This is a genomic window from uncultured Empedobacter sp. (genome assembly GCF_937930195.1).
Lineage (GTDB): Bacteria > Bacteroidota > Bacteroidia > Flavobacteriales > Weeksellaceae > Empedobacter > Empedobacter stercoris.
In genome coordinates, this window is sequence record NZ_CALGVK010000085.1 from 1 (window position 1) to 16,896 (window position 16,896).

At 32.4% G+C, this 16,896-nt stretch carries 16 protein-coding genes; 6 read left to right on the plus strand and 10 right to left on the minus strand.

Annotation, left to right across the window (positions count from 1 at the left end; all coding sequences use genetic code 11):
* The 9 genes from Q0616_RS05275 to Q0616_RS05315 all read right to left on the minus strand — a co-directional run.
* Nucleotides 1–496: hypothetical protein (locus tag Q0616_RS05275; RefSeq protein WP_298775596.1), on the minus strand; the 496-nt coding region annotated here is incomplete at its 3' end.
* Nucleotides 497–603: 107 nt separating this feature from the next.
* Nucleotides 604–1,320 carry a sulfite exporter TauE/SafE family protein gene (locus Q0616_RS05280; RefSeq protein ID WP_284583155.1) on the minus strand — a complete coding sequence of 239 codons (717 nt, stop codon included), beginning with the start codon at nucleotides 1,318–1,320 and terminating at the stop codon, nucleotides 604–606.
* Nucleotides 1,305–1,748, minus strand: coding sequence for a FixH family protein (locus Q0616_RS05285; RefSeq protein WP_188319280.1), 444 nt, complete (start codon nucleotides 1,746–1,748; stop codon nucleotides 1,305–1,307). Before Q0616_RS05285 ends, Q0616_RS05280 begins: the two co-directional genes overlap by 16 nt.
* Before the next feature lie 5 nt (nucleotides 1,749–1,753).
* The gene (gene ccoG, locus Q0616_RS05290; RefSeq protein ID WP_225540324.1) at nucleotides 1,754–3,235 is read right to left on the minus strand and encodes a cytochrome c oxidase accessory protein CcoG; all 1,482 of its coding nucleotides are present in this window, start codon (nucleotides 3,233–3,235) and stop codon (nucleotides 1,754–1,756) included.
* A 105-nt stretch (nucleotides 3,236–3,340) separates the two neighbouring features.
* Nucleotides 3,341–4,288 carry a cbb3-type cytochrome c oxidase N-terminal domain-containing protein gene (locus Q0616_RS05295; protein WP_188319281.1) on the minus strand — a complete coding sequence of 316 codons (948 nt, stop codon included), beginning with the start codon at nucleotides 4,286–4,288 and terminating at the stop codon, nucleotides 3,341–3,343.
* On the minus strand, nucleotides 4,285–4,485 hold the full coding sequence (locus tag Q0616_RS05300) for a cbb3-type cytochrome c oxidase subunit 3 (protein WP_225542690.1): 201 nt from the start codon (nucleotides 4,483–4,485) through the stop codon (nucleotides 4,285–4,287). Before Q0616_RS05300 ends, Q0616_RS05295 begins: the two co-directional genes overlap by 4 nt.
* Entirely contained in the window at nucleotides 4,485–6,752 is a 2,268-nt protein-coding gene (gene ccoO / locus Q0616_RS05305; protein ID WP_171623844.1) for a cytochrome-c oxidase, cbb3-type subunit II, read from the minus strand. Before ccoO ends, Q0616_RS05300 begins: the two co-directional genes overlap by 1 nt.
* Entirely contained in the window at nucleotides 6,752–6,916 is a 165-nt protein-coding gene (gene ccoS / locus Q0616_RS05310) for a cbb3-type cytochrome oxidase assembly protein CcoS (protein ID WP_171623843.1), read from the minus strand. The genes ccoO and ccoS overlap by 1 nt, the downstream gene beginning before the upstream one ends.
* Before the next feature lie 79 nt (nucleotides 6,917–6,995).
* On the minus strand, nucleotides 6,996–9,392 hold the full coding sequence (locus tag Q0616_RS05315; protein WP_286483590.1) for a heavy metal translocating P-type ATPase metal-binding domain-containing protein: 2,397 nt from the start codon (nucleotides 9,390–9,392) through the stop codon (nucleotides 6,996–6,998).
* Nucleotides 9,393–9,467: 75 nt separating this feature from the next.
* On the opposite strand from Q0616_RS05315, the gene Q0616_RS05320 reads away from it, so the two are divergent.
* Both Q0616_RS05320 and Q0616_RS05325 read left to right on the plus strand, forming a co-directional pair.
* Entirely contained in the window at nucleotides 9,468–10,175 is a 708-nt protein-coding gene (locus Q0616_RS05320) for a Crp/Fnr family transcriptional regulator (RefSeq protein WP_171623841.1), read from the plus strand.
* Nucleotides 10,176–10,377: 202 nt separating this feature from the next.
* Nucleotides 10,378–10,815 (plus strand): DsrE family protein, encoded by a 438-nt coding sequence (locus Q0616_RS05325; protein ID WP_171623840.1) that lies wholly within the window; start codon nucleotides 10,378–10,380, stop codon nucleotides 10,813–10,815.
* 39 nt (nucleotides 10,816–10,854) lie between these two features.
* Here Q0616_RS05325 and hflX read toward each other — a convergent pair whose 3' ends face one another.
* Nucleotides 10,855–12,081 (minus strand): GTPase HflX, encoded by a 1,227-nt coding sequence (gene hflX / locus Q0616_RS05330; protein WP_298775613.1) that lies wholly within the window; start codon nucleotides 12,079–12,081, stop codon nucleotides 10,855–10,857.
* Between the two features lie 467 nt (nucleotides 12,082–12,548).
* Here hflX and Q0616_RS05335 point away from each other — a divergent pair, with 467 nt between their 5' ends.
* The 4 genes from Q0616_RS05335 to hisC all read left to right on the plus strand — a co-directional run bounded on the left by Q0616_RS05335 (nucleotide 12,549) and on the right by hisC (nucleotide 16,846).
* Nucleotides 12,549–13,106 (plus strand): T9SS type A sorting domain-containing protein, encoded by a 558-nt coding sequence (locus Q0616_RS05335; RefSeq protein WP_260541871.1) that lies wholly within the window; start codon nucleotides 12,549–12,551, stop codon nucleotides 13,104–13,106.
* Nucleotides 13,107–13,417: 311 nt separating this feature from the next.
* Complete coding sequence (gene hisG, locus Q0616_RS05340) at nucleotides 13,418–14,275, plus strand: ATP phosphoribosyltransferase (protein ID WP_260541870.1); 858 nt, start codon at nucleotides 13,418–13,420, stop codon at nucleotides 14,273–14,275.
* Nucleotides 14,276–14,393: 118 nt separating this feature from the next.
* On the plus strand, nucleotides 14,394–15,677 hold the full coding sequence (gene hisD, locus Q0616_RS05345; protein WP_260541869.1) for a histidinol dehydrogenase: 1,284 nt from the start codon (nucleotides 14,394–14,396) through the stop codon (nucleotides 15,675–15,677).
* Between the two features lie 125 nt (nucleotides 15,678–15,802).
* Nucleotides 15,803–16,846: a histidinol-phosphate transaminase gene (gene hisC, locus Q0616_RS05350; RefSeq protein WP_260541868.1), complete on the plus strand. Its 1,044-nt coding sequence runs from the start codon at nucleotides 15,803–15,805 to the stop codon at nucleotides 16,844–16,846.
* The last annotated feature ends 50 nt before the right edge of the window (nucleotides 16,847–16,896 follow it).

Genomic DNA, 16,896 nt, shown 5'->3' on the forward strand with positions numbered 1-16,896 from the left:
CATTTTTTATTTTAGCTAAATCATCTAAATCTCCTGTATCACCAGAAATATAAATCTTCTTATTATGCCATTTAATTAAATATGAATAATGTTTAAACGAAATACCAAAAACTTTATGTTTTGTCTTAAAAGCTTTAATTTCAAAATTTGGAATTGACTCATGTAACTTCACTAATTTGCTAATATTCCAAGGACCGAACTTCTGTCCATTATATCTTTTCACAATTTTTTTAGAATAATGATCTGAATGTTTATGTGTAAAAATAAAAATAGATTTATTCTTAACCTCTTCAATTTCTTTATCATCATATTTCATATAGTTGTGAGCTCCTGATTTATATGGAAAATCTATATAAAAATTATTTATTCCATCTGTCATATGAAATCCACAATTTCCTATAAACTTGATTTTAATTTCTTTCGACTGCCCAAATCCTAAATTAGATAAAAGAATAAAAACAATAACCAATCCATTCTTAAAATAAAAACTATTCATTTTTAATTACTTATTTATATAAATAAAGCTAAAATAAGCTTATTTAAATATAAAACAACATAGTAAATACAAAATAAATAAAATCCTCTAAGAAAATCAATAAAGTTCTACATACAATGCTCATCCATTCCATTTAACTGAAGTGCTTCTTTGGCTGGCGAGATAAACGGAATATCTAATTCTAATCCGCGAAGAATAAATAAAACACCAAGTATTAAGGTGATGATTGGTAAGATTTTTAAGATAGTTTGTCGTTGTTTGACTGATAAAAAATTACCAAATAAAACGGTAGCAAACATTAGTGGTAATGTTCCTAATCCGAAGAAGAACATGAACATGGCGCTTTTGTAAACCGTTCCTAAACCGATGGCTGCAGTTAAAGAGGCGTAAACCATTCCGCAAGGTAATAAGCCATTTAATAAACCAACTATATAAAGTGAGGAAGAATCTTTCTTGATTAAGAATTTACCAAGAGAGATTTTTACTTTTACCATCAAGGCATTTACAGGACGAAGCTGAGATGCTCCGTTTTCGTAGAATTTCGGAATCATGACCATAATAATCATTAACACACCAATCAATATACTTAGGTAGTTTTGTAAACCCACAAATGTAAATGATTCGCCAATTAGTCCTAAAATTGCGCCTAAAATCGTGTAAGTGGTTACACGTCCCAATTGATAAGTGAGATTGCGAAGTGTAAATTTTAGTTTGTCTTGGGATTCTAATCCCAAAGATAAAGCAATAGGTCCGCACATCCCTACGCAATGCAGGGACGATGTAAGACCTATAGATAATGCTATGATAACTATTGTGAGATCCATCGAATGGACTTTTTAATCAAGTATGTTTGATTATTTTCCTTCCAACTTAATGTTAATTCGTATTCTCCGTCTATTAACTTAACAGAAGGTATTAAGAAATTTTTTCGGTCAGATAATCTGATGTTAGTTTTGATATCTTTAGTTTCGTCTGCGTTTCGCATCAAAAAAATATCTCCTTTAAAATCTGCCGCAGTAGTTGCTGGAAATTGAAACAAAAGTCCATTTGCTTGTACAATTACTTCTGGCTTTTCGGCTAAAGCATTTGCACGTTTCTCTGCGTTGATTTCGTCTTGAAAATGTATTTCTTTTTCGTAGTAATTTTCCGTTACCATTCCGCCTGTATCTCCTGCAAAATATAGCAATGATAGGATAAATGTCATAAAACATCCTAAGGCAATTGCTACATAATGTCCCCAATTTAACTTCATATTTATTAATATTTGAATGGAGCTGAGAAGCTCGTTTCGTATTTATCGATTACTTTTCCTTTTTGATTGATCAATCCAATGACCACTTTTTCTTTGTACGATTTTACTTCATTTGTTGGAATTTTCAAGAAGAATTTCCCTTGAATGATTTGACCTTTTTCCATGTTCAATTTATTAACACCTTCGTACATTTCTACTTTTGAATCTTTGTGTGATAATAATTCTATTGATACAATTTGGTCGGCATTTGTTTTGTTGTATAATGTATATTCAAATTGATTGACGTAATATTGACCTTCTACTTTATAATCTGTTCCTGGTACTTTTAGGTATTTAGACTCTACATCTGAACGAGAGAAAAGGAAAGCTGTCATAGCACCAATCAATAATAACAAGGCAAATGTGTAAGCTGCTAAACGTTTTGAGAATTTGAATTTCTCTCCACGTTTGATATCATCTTCAGAAGCATAACGAATCAATCCTGTTGGTAAACCAACTTTTACCATTACTTCGTCACATGCATCGATACAAGCTGTACAGTTGACACATTCTAATTGGATTCCGTTACGGATATCAATACCAGTTGGGCAAACAACTACACATTGTCCACAGTCGATACAATCTCCTTTTCCAGCAGCTTTACGATCTTCATTCTTTTTGAATTTTGCACGTCCAGCTGTAGATTCACCACGTTTGAAATCATATGTTACATTAATTGTATGCGAATCAATAAGTACACCTTGAAAACGTCCGTAAGGGCAAACCAACGTACAAGCTTGTTCTCGGAACCATGCAAATACAAAGTAAAACATTCCAGAAAAGATAACTAATCCAATCAATGTCCCGATATGTTCTGCTGGACCGTCAAGAATAACTGCGTATAAAGCATCTGCTCCAATAATGTAAGCTAAGAATACATTTGCTATGATAAATGAAATGATAGCGAAGATGGTCCATTTTAATAGTTTTTTACGAATTTTTTCTTCGTCCCATTCTTGTTTATCTAATCTCATTTGTTTTGCTCTGTCACCTTCTATGGCATATTCTATTTTTCGGAAAACCATTTCCAAGAATATTGTTTGGGGACATACCCAACCACAAAACAACCGTCCATAAGCCATGGTAAATAATACGATAAAAATAATGGTCGTAATCATTCCGATAGCTAACAAGAAAAAGTCTGAGGTAAAGAAAGGGAAACCGAATAAAATGAATTGACTTTGTAAGACATCAAATTTGAACAAAGGATTTCCGTTTGGTAATTTAAAAAAGGGTGTTAAGATTAATATTGCTAACAATACATAACTAACGTATGTCCTATAATTAGTAAACTTACCTTTTGGTTTTTTAGGATATACCCATTTTCGTTCTCCTGTTCTTTCCATTGTTCCAATGGAAGTACGAACGTCTTCGTTCATTTGGTTATTATCCTCCAAATAATCGTTTAAATTAAATTCATCTTTTGGGTCAGAATTTTGAACACTCATTGTCGTGAATTTTAAATGTATACAAATTTACGACTAAAAATGAAAAGAGAGCCTATAAATAAGCTCTCTTTCAATATGATATTTGTTGTAATTATTTGTTGTTAATTACTTTTGCTTCCAAGATTCTACTAAATCTCCTTGTGGAGCAGCTGCACCTTCAGCAACTGTCTTAGTAGCTTCTTTTTGGTTGATGTAGTACACATAAGAAGCAATTTTCTCGATTGCTAAACCAGATAACTCTTTACGTTGTCCGAATGCACGCATCTGAGGATTTTGTGGAGATCCATCATAAATAATGTGATAGATATTTTTGAATAAACTATCTTCAACATGATTCACCCAGTAATCATCTGTTAAGTTTGGTCCAATACCTCCAATACCATCTTGCATGTGACATTGAGTACAGTTTTGATCGAATAATTTTTTTCCTTGTTCTACAATCGCTGGATCATTCGATTTATCAATAGCACCTGTGATGTCAATATCATTTTGAACTGCCCAAATACTATCCACTTTATCTTTATAAACCATTTCTTCTTCGTATTCTTTGTCCATGTGAGCGAAGTCTGTAAAACTATATGCCATTACATAAACAACCATAAATACAATACCGAAATAGAATAATGATAACCACCATTGTGGTAAAGCATTGTCTAACTCTTTGATTCCGTCAAAACCATGATCTAAGATGATAGACTCTTCTTCTTTATCAGATTGTTTTTTAGCAGCTGAACTAAATAAGCGTTTGAAATAACCTATTTTTCCTTCTTCTAAATACTGTGCTTGTTCTACTTCTGATAATCTTTTGAATCTTTCTGCTTCGATTACTTTGTTCAAAGCATTAATAATTAAAAGCATTACCGTTGCAATTGCTAATACTGCCCAGAAAATTCCTTGTGCGAACACATGTTTTAAATGTTCAAGTAAATTGTTTACCATTCCTTGAAAACCTGGTTCTGGCACCACATCTACTGGCGTAACCATTGTAAACGCTAAGATTATAGCTAATAGCGTTAATGGGATAAATATATAGGCCGGGGTACGTTGTCTCATTTTGTATTATTTTTTTCGTTCTCTTCTGGTTCTAAATCTAAAGCTGCAGACTCGTTATCTTTATAAAAATCTTTTGGTTTTTTCATAACCTTAACAAATACTGTTATAAAGATTGCCATAAATCCTATTAGGATTAATGTCTGCAACAAAGATGCATACTCATACTGAGAAAGGAATTCTTTATAATATTTTAACATTAGTTACTCGCTGTCTCTACTTGTTCAGCACTGATATCTGTTCCTAAACGTTGTAAATACGCAATTAATGCAGTAATCTCACGGTCTCTTAACGGAACAAACTCTTTTCCTTCAGCTTTAGCTTCAGCTTCTTTTTTAGCATATAAGTCTTTCAAATCATTAGCATCTTTAAAGATACTTGTTTCGATCGCTAATGCTTGTTTGTTCATAGAAACTTGCATACTATCAAAATCTTCTTGTTCATAAGGAACTCCTAATGCAACCATAGATTTCATTTTATCACGCGTTAACTCACGGTCTAATTTATTTTCGATTAACCATGGGTAACGAGGCATGATAGATCCGTCTGATGTAGAACGTGGATTCCACATGTGTTTGTAATGCCAAGCATCTGGATTTTTACCTCCTTCACGGTGCAAGTCTGGACCTGTTCTTTTTGATCCCCATAAGAATGGATAATCGTAAACAAATTCTCCTGCTTTAGAGTATTCTCCATAACGTTTTACCTCGTCTCTAAACGGACGAATCATCTGAGTGTGACAAGCGTTACAACCTTCTCTAATATATAAATCACGTCCTTCTAACTCTAAAGGTGTATATGGTTTTACACTTGAAATTGTAGGTACGTTAGATTTTACTACAATTGTAGGTACAATCTCTACTAAACCACCAACAGCTAAAGTTAACACAGCTCCGATTGTTAAAACGATAGGAGTTCTTTCTATCCAAGAGTGTACTCCTTCTCCTTGTGTACGTGAAGCTGTTTTTGGTGCTAATGCAGGAGCTTCTGCTTCTTCATTCGCAATAAAGCTTCCTGATTTTACAGTTTTCCAAACATTAATAACCATTAAAATTGATCCAATCAAATATAATGTTCCTCCAAATGCACGTAATGGATATAACCATTGTTTAAGAATTGTAACTGTTTGTAAGAAGTTACCATATTCTAATGTTCCGTCAGCTGCGAATTGTTTCCACATTAAACCTTGTGTCCAACCTGCAACATACATAGGAATTACCCAGAATAAGATACCGAAAGTACCAATCCAGAAGTGTGCATTTGCCATCTTGACAGATGCTAATTTAGTTCCAAATAACTTTGGTACTAAGTAATAGATCATACCAAAAGCGATAAATCCATTCCATCCTAAAGTACCTACGTGTACGTGAGCAGGAACCCAGTCTGTAAAGTGACCAATTTTATTTAAAGTTTTTGTTGCTAATAACGGTCCTTCGAAGGTAGCCATACCATAACAAGTTAAAGCAACTACGAAGAATTTCAAGATTGGATTTTCTCTTACTTTATCCCATGCACCACGTAATGTTAATAAACCATTTAACATACCTCCCCAAGATGGAGCGATTAACATGATAGAGAATCCTGTTCCTAAAGCTTGTGCCCAACCTGGTAATGCTGTATAAAGCAAGTGGTGAGGTCCAGCCCAGATATAAATGAAAATCAATGACCAGAAGTGAACAATAGATAACTTGTATGAGAATACAGGTCTATTTGCTGCTTTTGGTACAAAGTAATACATTAATCCTAAAATAGGAGTTGTTAAGAAGAATGCTACAGCATTGTGTCCGTACCACCATTGCACTAACGCGTCTTGAACTCCAGAATATAATGAGTAAGACTTTGGAGCTGTTAAGCTAAAAGTCACTGGAATTTCTAAGTTATTAAATACGTGTAGCATTGTAATAGCTGCCCAAGTTCCGATGTAGAACCAAATAGCTACGTACAAGTGACGTACACGACGTTTAGCAATTGTTAAGAACATTTGTGCTCCGAACAACACCCAAACTAGCGCGATTAAAATATCAATTGGCCATTCATGCTCAGCATACTCTTTAGAAGTGTTGTATCCTAAGATAAATGTAACAAATGATAATACAATAAATAATTGCCATCCCCAGAAAACGATCCAGCTTAAAACGTCGCTGTACATTCTGGTTTTCAACAATCTTTGCATTGAATAATAAGCTCCGGTAAAGAACGAGTTACCAACAAAGGCGAATACCGCGAAAGTTGTGTGTATCATTCTTAACCTACCAAAACCAAGTGTTCCTTGCGAGTTGATTAAACCTTGAATATTTCCTCCAATTGTACCATCATCCGATCCGAAGATGTATTCTGGTAACGTAGGAAAAAACAACAAAGTTGCAACCAATACTCCAAAGAAAAATGCCATAACTGCCCAAAACAATGTGGCATAAAGGAAATACTTTACGATCTTATTGTCGTAACTAAAAGTCTGCATTTGCATTATGAGTCGATTTTATCTTGTGTTTTTTTATCATCTTTTAACATTCTCACTGCTGGAGATTCATCTTCGTCAAACTGTCCCTTTTTATATCCCATAAAGAATAATAGAAGGAAAATTGCCCCCAAAGAGACACTAACCAATATCATTAATAATAATATCCCCATAGCTCCACAAAATTACAAAGCCCTAAGTTCTTATCACAATGATTTTGGTCAGAGCAGTATGTATATACGTAATTTAAAATCAGTCTAAATTCCATTTCGTTATTTTATCTGCAATTCGTGTGCTTGCCGTAGCAAAAATTAACACTGAAATAGAACTTATTGGCATTAAAATCGCTGCTACGACTGGTTGTAAATATCCAGAAACGGCAAAACTAAGCCCAACTATATTGTATAAGAAACTAATAAAAAATGCAATTTTTACAAATTTCATTGTTGTCTTTGCTAATTTCAAAAAGTTTGGAATAGCCGAAAAACTTCTCGCATCCAAAATTCCGTCACATGAAGGTGAAAAACTGTTAATATCTTCAGAGATTGAAATCCCAACTGTACTTTGTTTCAAAGCTCCAGCATCATTTAATCCATCTCCAAGCATCATCACTTTTTTTCCATCTTCTTCCAATTGTTTGATGTATTCTAATTTATCCGTTGGTGATTGATTAAAAATCAATTTTGCATTTGATGGAAAAATCGTTTCTAAATATTCTTTTTCAGAATCATTATCCCCTGACAAAACATGCAATTGATATGCATCCAACTCTTTCAATATACCATCCAATCCTTTTCGGTATCGATTTGTATAGACAAATTTACCAAAAACTTCTCCATCAATTGATATAAAAACTTGAGATTGATTTAATCTATTTTCATTAAAAATTGCATTGGTAAAACTTCTCGACCCAACTTTTAATTGACGCCCATCTACTTCTGCTTGTTGACCTTTCCCAACTATTTCTTCGTAATTAGAAATCGGCAAATGATCGTCAACATTTAGTTTTTTATACAACGTACGACTAAGCGGGTGATTTGAATTTCTGATTAATGCTTTTACCAATTGTTTCTGATAATCGGATAATTCTTTTCCTTCGTATTGTACTTGCGCTTCGTCACTTTCTGTAATTGTTCCAGTCTTGTCAAAAACTACATCCGTAATTTTTTCCATTCTTTCTACAGTCGATGTGTTTTTTACATAAAACTTTTTGTTACCGAAAATACGCATCATATGTCCCAAAATAAACGGCGAGGACAATCCTAACGCACAAGGACAGGCAATAATAAGAATAGATGTGACTACTTCTAAAATTTTAGAAGAATCGTGATAATACCAATAAACAGCTGAAATTGCTGTAATAATCAGAATAATTAACGTAAAATAATGACTAATCTTATTGGTTAATGCATTTAATTCTGATTCTTCTTTTTGAAAAGCATCATTGTTCCAAAGTTGGGTTAAATAACTTTGATTAACATCCGAAATAATTTCTAATTCGATGGCATGACCAGACTGCTTACCTCCTGCAAATATCTTATCTCCAGCTTTTTTAGGAATCAAACGCGCTTCTCCTGTCACAAACGAGTTATCGATCATCGCTTCTCCTTTCATTAAAATAGCATCAGCTGGGATGATTTCTTCATTTCTGATTAATATTCGATCACCTTTTTTTAAATCAGCCAACAAAATAGGTTGTTCATATCCATCTTCTAACTTCGCAACTGCAATAGGGTAAAATGACTTATAATCTCTATCAAATGCTAACGCTTGCATCGTTTGTTGCTGAAACCATTTTCCTGTTAACATCAAAAACAATAACATTGCTAATGTATCGAAATAACCGGGCGAAATATCGAAAATGATATCATAAGTAGATTTGAACATAATCACGATTATCCCCAAAGCTATAGGTACATCGATATTGATGTATTTATTTTTCAAACCTTGCCAAGCAGAAACAAAGTAATCAGTAGAAGAATAAAAGAAAACAGGCAAAGACAACGCGAACATAGTCCAGCGGAAATATCCTTTATTTTCTTCTAACCATTGTTCTTTTACTTCTCCAAAAACCTCTACATATTCAGGGAACGATAGAAGCATTATATTTCCAAAACAGAAACCTGCAATTACCAATTTACTCACCAAAGAGCGATCGACTTTGCTTTTATTCTTTTTATCTAATGTTTTTAGATTAATAGATGGTTTGTACCCAAGATTTGTAATTAATCGTGCTAAATCTCCTAATTTCAAATTCGCATCTCGATAAGTAATCTGAACAGTTTTTTGAGTAAAATTAACATTAGAAGAAATGATATTTGGGTTGATTGTATCCAAACTCTCTAACAACCAAACACAGGAAGTACAGTGCATTACAGGTACATAAAAGGAGACAACTGTAACGCCATCATCAGAAAAATCTACAACTTTATCAAAGATTTCTTTTGTGTTTAAGAAATCAAATTGATGATTACTTTTTCCATCAGGACGCAAACCTGCATTACGATTAAGATCGTAATAATCTTTCAAGTTATTTACGTTTAAAATCTCGTAAACCGTTTTACAACCCTGACAACAAAAATCCTTTTCATCGAACTGAATAACCTCTTCTTCAATCCGTTGACCACAGTGAAAACAATTCTCTTCCATACTATTTTACAAAATTACTTTCCTTTTATCAGAATTAACGTTAACTTTGTATGAATTAAGTCATAACAATAAGATATGTCAGAGTTTAATGAGAATGTAGTATCGATTAAAGCGATGTTTGATAACCCAGAGTCTTTTGGGGTTTTTAGTAAAGAAGAATTGTTGGAGTTCGAGCAAGAGAAAAAAATCTTGAATCTAAAAAAAGGTGACGAAATCATCCAGGAAGGAAATACGCCAAAAGGTATTTACTGTGTGATGAAAGGGACAGCAAAACTTTTTAAGATTGGTTTCAACGGAAAAGAACAAATTTTACGCTTTATCAACGAAGGTGACATCATAGGATATCGTTCAATTTTAAGTCAAGAAGTTTTTGGTGCATCTGCAACTGCGATGACTGCGATTGAAATTTATTACATTCCAGAAAAATTCTTCTTAAAATTACTGGAAATTAATCCAAAATTAGCCTTCAATATTCTACAACGAATCGCAAAAGATTTAGGAGAATATGCACGTACAATTACATATTTAGCTCAAAAAACGGTTCGCGAACGATTGGCAGAAGTTTTAATTTTATTAGAAGGCAAATTAGGTACTGATAAAGATGGTTTCATCAATATTTCTTTAACACGTGAAGAAATGGCAAATTTAATTGGAACAGCAACAGAATCTGCAATTCGATTAATTTCTGAATTTAAAACAGATGAATTGATAGAAGTTGAAGGTCGAAAAATCAAACTTTTGGATCATCAAAAATTGACGAAATTAGGTCATGTAATATTATAATAAAGAAATCCTCTCAAAAAAATGAGAGGATTTTTTTTGCTTTAAACCTATTAGCTATTTTAATTTCATGTTATAACATGAAAAAATTCTAAAGTAAACACAAAAAAACTGATACATTTTTTTGAATTGATTGCCTGTAACTTTTGTTACAACGAAAAAAGGAACGAAACCCTACCTTTGAATTAATTGTAAATAGAAAAAAATGAAGAAGATAGTTTTTATGCTTGCTTTTGCAACTACTTTCACAGCACAAGCCAACACAACACAACTTGAAAACAACCAAATTGAACAATCGTACCAACTGAAAAAGAAAGGTAAATATGCAATTATGGTACAAAACAAAATGATGTTGATGTCATCGATTATGACTGGTCAGGAAATGTTAAAGAACAATCCGAAATCAACATTTGAAATTGTGATGATTGCTGCTGCTGTTAAGGATATAGCAGAAGATAATGAGCTAAAAGAAATGATGAAAAAAGCGAATGCAGCTGGAATTAAGTTTACTTCGTGCGAATTTGCAATGAATAAATTAGGTGTAAATAAATCTCAATATTTAGAGTTTGTGCAAACAACACCAAATGCATTTATTTATCTTTTCGAATTACAAGAAAAAGGTTTTAAACAAATTATACTTTAACCAAAAAAGATGGATTTTATCAATCCATCTTTTTTTATGTTATTCTTCCAAATCACTCTCTTCATCCTCATCATAATACTGAAAAAGGAAATTATTGTAAGGAAAACGTTTCATGTGAAGTTCTTTTACTTCTTCATAAACCGTTTTTCGTAATTCTTCTAAATTATCTTTTTCTGTAGCAGAAATAAACAATGTCGGATAATCCGTTTTTGCCATCCAAGTTCGTTTCCAATCTTCTAACGAATAGTTTTCAAATTTCTTTTCAGACAAATCATCTTCATCTTGTTTCGTATAAGAAAAATTATCAATTTTATTAAAAACCATAATCGTTGGCTTCTCTTTCGAATCAATTTCAGCTAAAATTTGATTCACTGAATTAACATGATCTTCAAAACTTGCATGTGAAATATCGACGACATGAACCAATAAATCTGCTTCACGAACCTCATCCAATGTCGACTTAAAGGATTCTACCAATTGTGTTGGCAATTTTCGAATAAACCCAACCGTATCCGTTAACAAGAAAGGTAAATTACCAATCACTACTTTACGAACTGTTGTATCTAATGTTGCAAATAACTTGTTTTCTGCAAAAACTTCTGACTTCGACAAAACATTCATCAACGTCGATTTTCCAACATTGGTATAACCAACCAACGCTACGCGCACCAATGCACCACGATTTTTACGTTGAGTCGCCATTTGCTTGTCTATTCCTTTCAATTTTTCTTTCAGTAATGTAATACGATCACGAATAATACGTCTATCAGTTTCGATTTCCGTTTCTCCAGGACCACGCATTCCAATTCCACCTCGCTGACGCTCCAAGTGCGTCCACATTCGTGTTAAACGAGGTAATAAATATTGGTATTGAGCCAATTCTACTTGAGTTCTTGCATAAGAAGTTTGCGCTCTTTGTGCAAAAATATCCAGAATCAATTGTGTTCTATCAATAATTTTTTTATTGACAACTTTCTCAATATTTTTTAGCTGAGAAGGAGTTAATTCATCATCAAAAATTACTGTATCAATGTCATATTGCTCTACAAATGCAGCAATTTCATCTAATTTCCCGCTTCCTACAAAAAATTTAGAATCAGGACGATCCATTTTTTGAGTGAAACGTTCACCAACTGTAGCTCCTGCTGTATACGCCAAGAACTCCAATTCATCCATATATTCAGTCAGTTTTTCTTCGGATTGTTCGCGTGTAATCAATCCAACTAAAACGACCTTTTCGTATTGTGCTTCTTTCTTTTCTAACATAAATCTCTACAAAAATAAAATAAAGTTTTTGATGTCAAACCACTTCATCAAAATTCTTAACGATTATTTACAAAATCCCCTTAATTATACTCAAATAAAATTATCATATTTGCCAGCTAATTAAACAATATTTTATACGAAGAAAAATTTACTAGTTGGGGCTTTAACCCTATTATCATTAAATGTTAATGCTCAAAACCAAAATATTTCTTTTGAAGAATCTGAAGGTTTTTCAATCGGAAATCTAAACAACCAAAAAAAACTGGTTCAATTGGGAATATGTTTCTGATGAAAATTCTAAAGTCAATAATACAATTTCGAGCAAAGGAACGAATTCTGTATATGTTATAAATGATGAAGTAGAAGAAGGAAATTGGGGTGGAATCGCTTATCCAATTGCAAAGTATCGTAAATACACTATTTCTGCTGATGTTTATTTGGAGAAAACTGAAAATTCAAATTATGAAATGTTAGGCTTTTATAACGAAAACAATGAGTTCGATTTGGTTGGTGGTTTGATATTTTACTTTGATGGAGAAATTGCATACAAACACATGAAAAATAGTGTAACAGTTGGTACATGGACACCTAAAAAATGGTACAATGTGAAAGCTGAAGTCGATTTAAATGCAAAAAAAGTTATTTACTATTTAGATCATGTAAAAATTCAAGAAACAATTATAGATGATGTGAATAAAGATATTACCGAAGTAGATTTTAGTTTTGATAATTATGGTTCAAGTTTTTTTGTAGATAATGTAACTATTATTGATTTAGAAAATTTAGGATTAACAGAGAATAACAAGAATCCTATTTCTATTTATCCAAATCCATCTTCAACATACATTAATATTAATACTACAGAAAAAATAAAAACCGTTACCGTTACAGATTTAACAGGTAAAATAATTTTAAATCAACAAGATTCCAATAAAATCGATATTCATCATTTGTCAAATGGGGTATATCTTATCAACATTAATACAGACAACTCCCAATCAATTCAAAAATTTATAAAAAAGTAAATATTTAGAAAATAAAACCTAATTACTATAAATTTTAAAATATAACATTAGAAATGAGATTCTTCTTAATTATTTTTTCTAAACATTAAAAATTTCATTGCTAATTAAAATATCCTTTATAAATTTGTCTCAACAAAAAGAAATTATGTACACAGTTCAGTTCCATCATCATCACCATCATACTTGCACTCAAGCGAGCTGATTGTGATATGGACTTGTGCCAAATAATATATCTAAATCCCGTTTGAGTACATCAAACGGGTTTTCTTTTTTTTAGCTTTTTTGATGTACTCCTATAAATATAAAATAAAATGAATACATTAAAAATAGCCATTCAAAAATCAGGACGATTAAACGAAGATAGTCTTAAGTTACTTAAAGATTGTGGTGTTTCAATTGATAATGGTATTGATCAACTTCGTGTACAAGCTCGCAACTTTCCATTAGAAATTTTCTTCTTAAGAAACTCTGATATTCCTCAATATGTTAAAGATGGTGTAGTAGATTGTGCCATAATAGGTGAGAATTTATTAATAGAAAATGAGATGGAATTACCTGTTCTTCAAAAGTTAGGTTTTTCTAAATGTAGACTATCGGTAGCTGTTCCAAAATCTTCGCAATACAATTCTTTAAATGATTTTGAGAACAAAAAAATTGCTACTTCTTATCCAAATACGGTTTTAAACTTCTTTAAGTCAAAAAATATAAATATCGAAATTCATGAAATTTCTGGTTCTGTAGAAATTGCACCAAGCATTGGACTTTCAGACGCAATTGTAGATATTGTTTCTTCTGGAAACACTTTATTTAAAAATAATTTAAAAGAGTTTGAAACTATTCTCAAAAGCGAAGCTATTTTAATTTCTAGTGAGAATCTCGATTTTGATAAATTTTCTCTATTAAAAAAACTACAGTTTAGAATTGAATCTGTTCTTAAAGCTAGAAAGTCAAAGTATATTTTAATGAATGTTCCAAACGATAAAATAGAAATGGTAAGTAATATTCTTCCAGTTCTAAAATCGCCAACAGTTATGCCTCTTTCAGAATCAGGATGGAGTAGTGTACATTCGGTGATTAACGAAGATACCTTTTGGGACATCATCGAGCAATTAAAAGCTGCTGGTGCTGAAGGTATTTTAGTATTGGAAATTGAGAAAATGATTTTATAGTGTTGATGTGCTTAAGTTGTTAAGTTCATAAGTAGTTATTTATATAAAGAATAAAAAACACTTACAAACCTTAAAGACTTATAAACTTAAACACTTTATAACATAAAAACTAAAAAAGATGCAAACTTATATAAACCCACAACTTTCAGATTGGTCAGCTTTAACTTCTCGCCCAACGAAAGAAGCGCAAGATTTACAAAAATTCGTTTTAAATGTTTTTGGTAAAATTCAATTGGATAAAGATCAGGCCTTAATTGACTTTACCGAACAATTCGATAAAGTTCAATTAACTTCCTTAGAAGTTTCAGTTGAAGAAATGGAAGAAGCCAAAGCTTTAATTTCGGACGATTTAAAAAAAGCGATTCAATTAGCAGCTTCAAACATCGAGAAATTTCACGCCGTACAACGCGAAGAAATTAAAGTAATTGAAACGACTAAAGGTGTTAATTGTTGGAGAGAATCACGCGGAATCGAAAATGTCGGAATCTACATTCCAGGTGGAACAGCTCCATTATTTTCAACTACTTTGATGTTAGGAATTCCTGCAAAATTAGCCAGATGCGAAAACATTATTTTATGTACGCCTCCAAACAAAGAAGGTAAAATTCACCCAGCGATTTTATATACAGCCAACTTAATCGGAATTGATAAAATATATAAAGTTGGCGGAATTCAAGCCATTGGCGCATTAACTTTTGGAACAGAAACGATTCAGAAAGTGGATAAAATTTTCGGTCCAGGAAACCAATATGTAACGGCAGCCAAACAAGTTGCGCAAAATTTTGGTGTAGCAATCGATATGCCTGCGGGTCCAAGCGAAGTTTTAGTAATCGCAGATGAAACTTCGGTTCCGAAATATGTCGCAGCAGATTTACTTTCTCAGGCTGAACACGGCATCGACTCACAAGTGATTTTATTGACAACTAATCAGCAAACTTTAAAAGAAACAATTGTTGAATTACAATCTCAAATAGAACTTTTACCAAGAAGAGAATTAGCAGCAAAAGCTTTAGAAAATTCGAGAGGAATTGTTCTTAATTCAATTGAAGAATGTATAGCTTTTTCTAATATTTATGCACCAGAGCACTTAATTTTCGCTTGCGAAACAGCTGAAGATTATATTCCAAATATCATCAATGCCGGTTCTGTTTTCCTAGGAAACTATTCGTGCGAATCGGCTGGAGATTATGCTTCCGGAACCAATCATACCTTGCCAACAAATGGGTATGCGAAAAATTATTCTGGAGTTTCTTTAGATAGTTTCATCAAGAAAATTACGTTTCAAAAATTGACAGCAGAAGGAATTCTAAATATTGGTCCGGCCATCGAATTAATGGCTGAGGCTGAAGAATTATTTGCACACAAAAATGCGGTGACGCTAAGATTATTAGACTTGAAATAATTTGATAAGTGAGTAAGTTTTTAAGTGGTTTAGAATTGCGGTATAAATAACTTAAAAACCTAACAAAATAAGCATTTAACAACTTAAAAACCTGTCAACATAAACACTTAATAACTTAAAATAAAATGTTCAACATAAATAACATCATTCGTCCCAACGTAAAAGCAATGAAAGCGTATTCATCTGCGCGCGACGAATTTCAAGATATTAATGACGATTTCGTTTTCTTAGATGCCAACGAAAATCCTTTCAACAATGGTTTAAATCGCTATCCAGATCCTTTTCAACGCAAAGTAAAATCGATTTTAAGTGAAATTAAAAATTTTCCTACTGATCAGATTTTATTAGGCAATGGAAGCGACGAAGTTTTGGATTTAATTTTTCGTGCGTTTTGCGAACCGAATCAAGATAACGTCATCGCGATTTCACCTTCTTACGGAATGTACATCTTTTTGGCCAATTTAAACGCTGTGGAATACCGCAAATCCTTATTAAACGAATCAGATTTTCAACCCAACATCGAAGATATTTTCTCGAAAGTGGATGAAAATACAAAAATGATTTTCTTGTGTTCACCTAATAATCCAACAGGAGAAATCATTAAAAGAGAAGCGATTTTAGAAATTGTAAATAGTTTCAACGGATTGGTAATTATCGATGAAGCCTATATTGATTTCGCAACTGAACCATCTTGGATCGAAGAGATCAACAATTATCCAAACGTAATTGTTACGCAAACTTTATCAAAAGCTGTTGGTTTAGCCGGAATTCGTTTAGGAATTTTATATGCCTCTCAAGAAATTGTAGAGGTCTTAAATAAAATTAAACCGCCTTATAACATCAATCAATTGACACAATTAAAAGCGATTGAAATTTTAAGCGATTACGAAAAAGTGGTAGCAGCAACAAATACGATTGTTCAACAAAAAGAAGTTTTAGAAAATGCGTTAACGGAGATTTCTTTTGTCGAAAAAATCTATCCAAGTGATGCGAATTTTATCTTAATCAAAGTGGATAATGCCAACGAGCGTTACGACAAATTGGTTGAAAAAGGAATTGTCATCCGTAACCGTAACAATGACGATTTATGTAAGAATTGTTTGAGAATTACTGTTGGAACGGAAGAGGAAAATGGGAAGTTGGTACAAGTACTTAAGGGGTTAAGTTAGTAAGTGATTAAGTGTTTATGTGGTAGAGTGTCTAAGTTGGTTTTATCTCT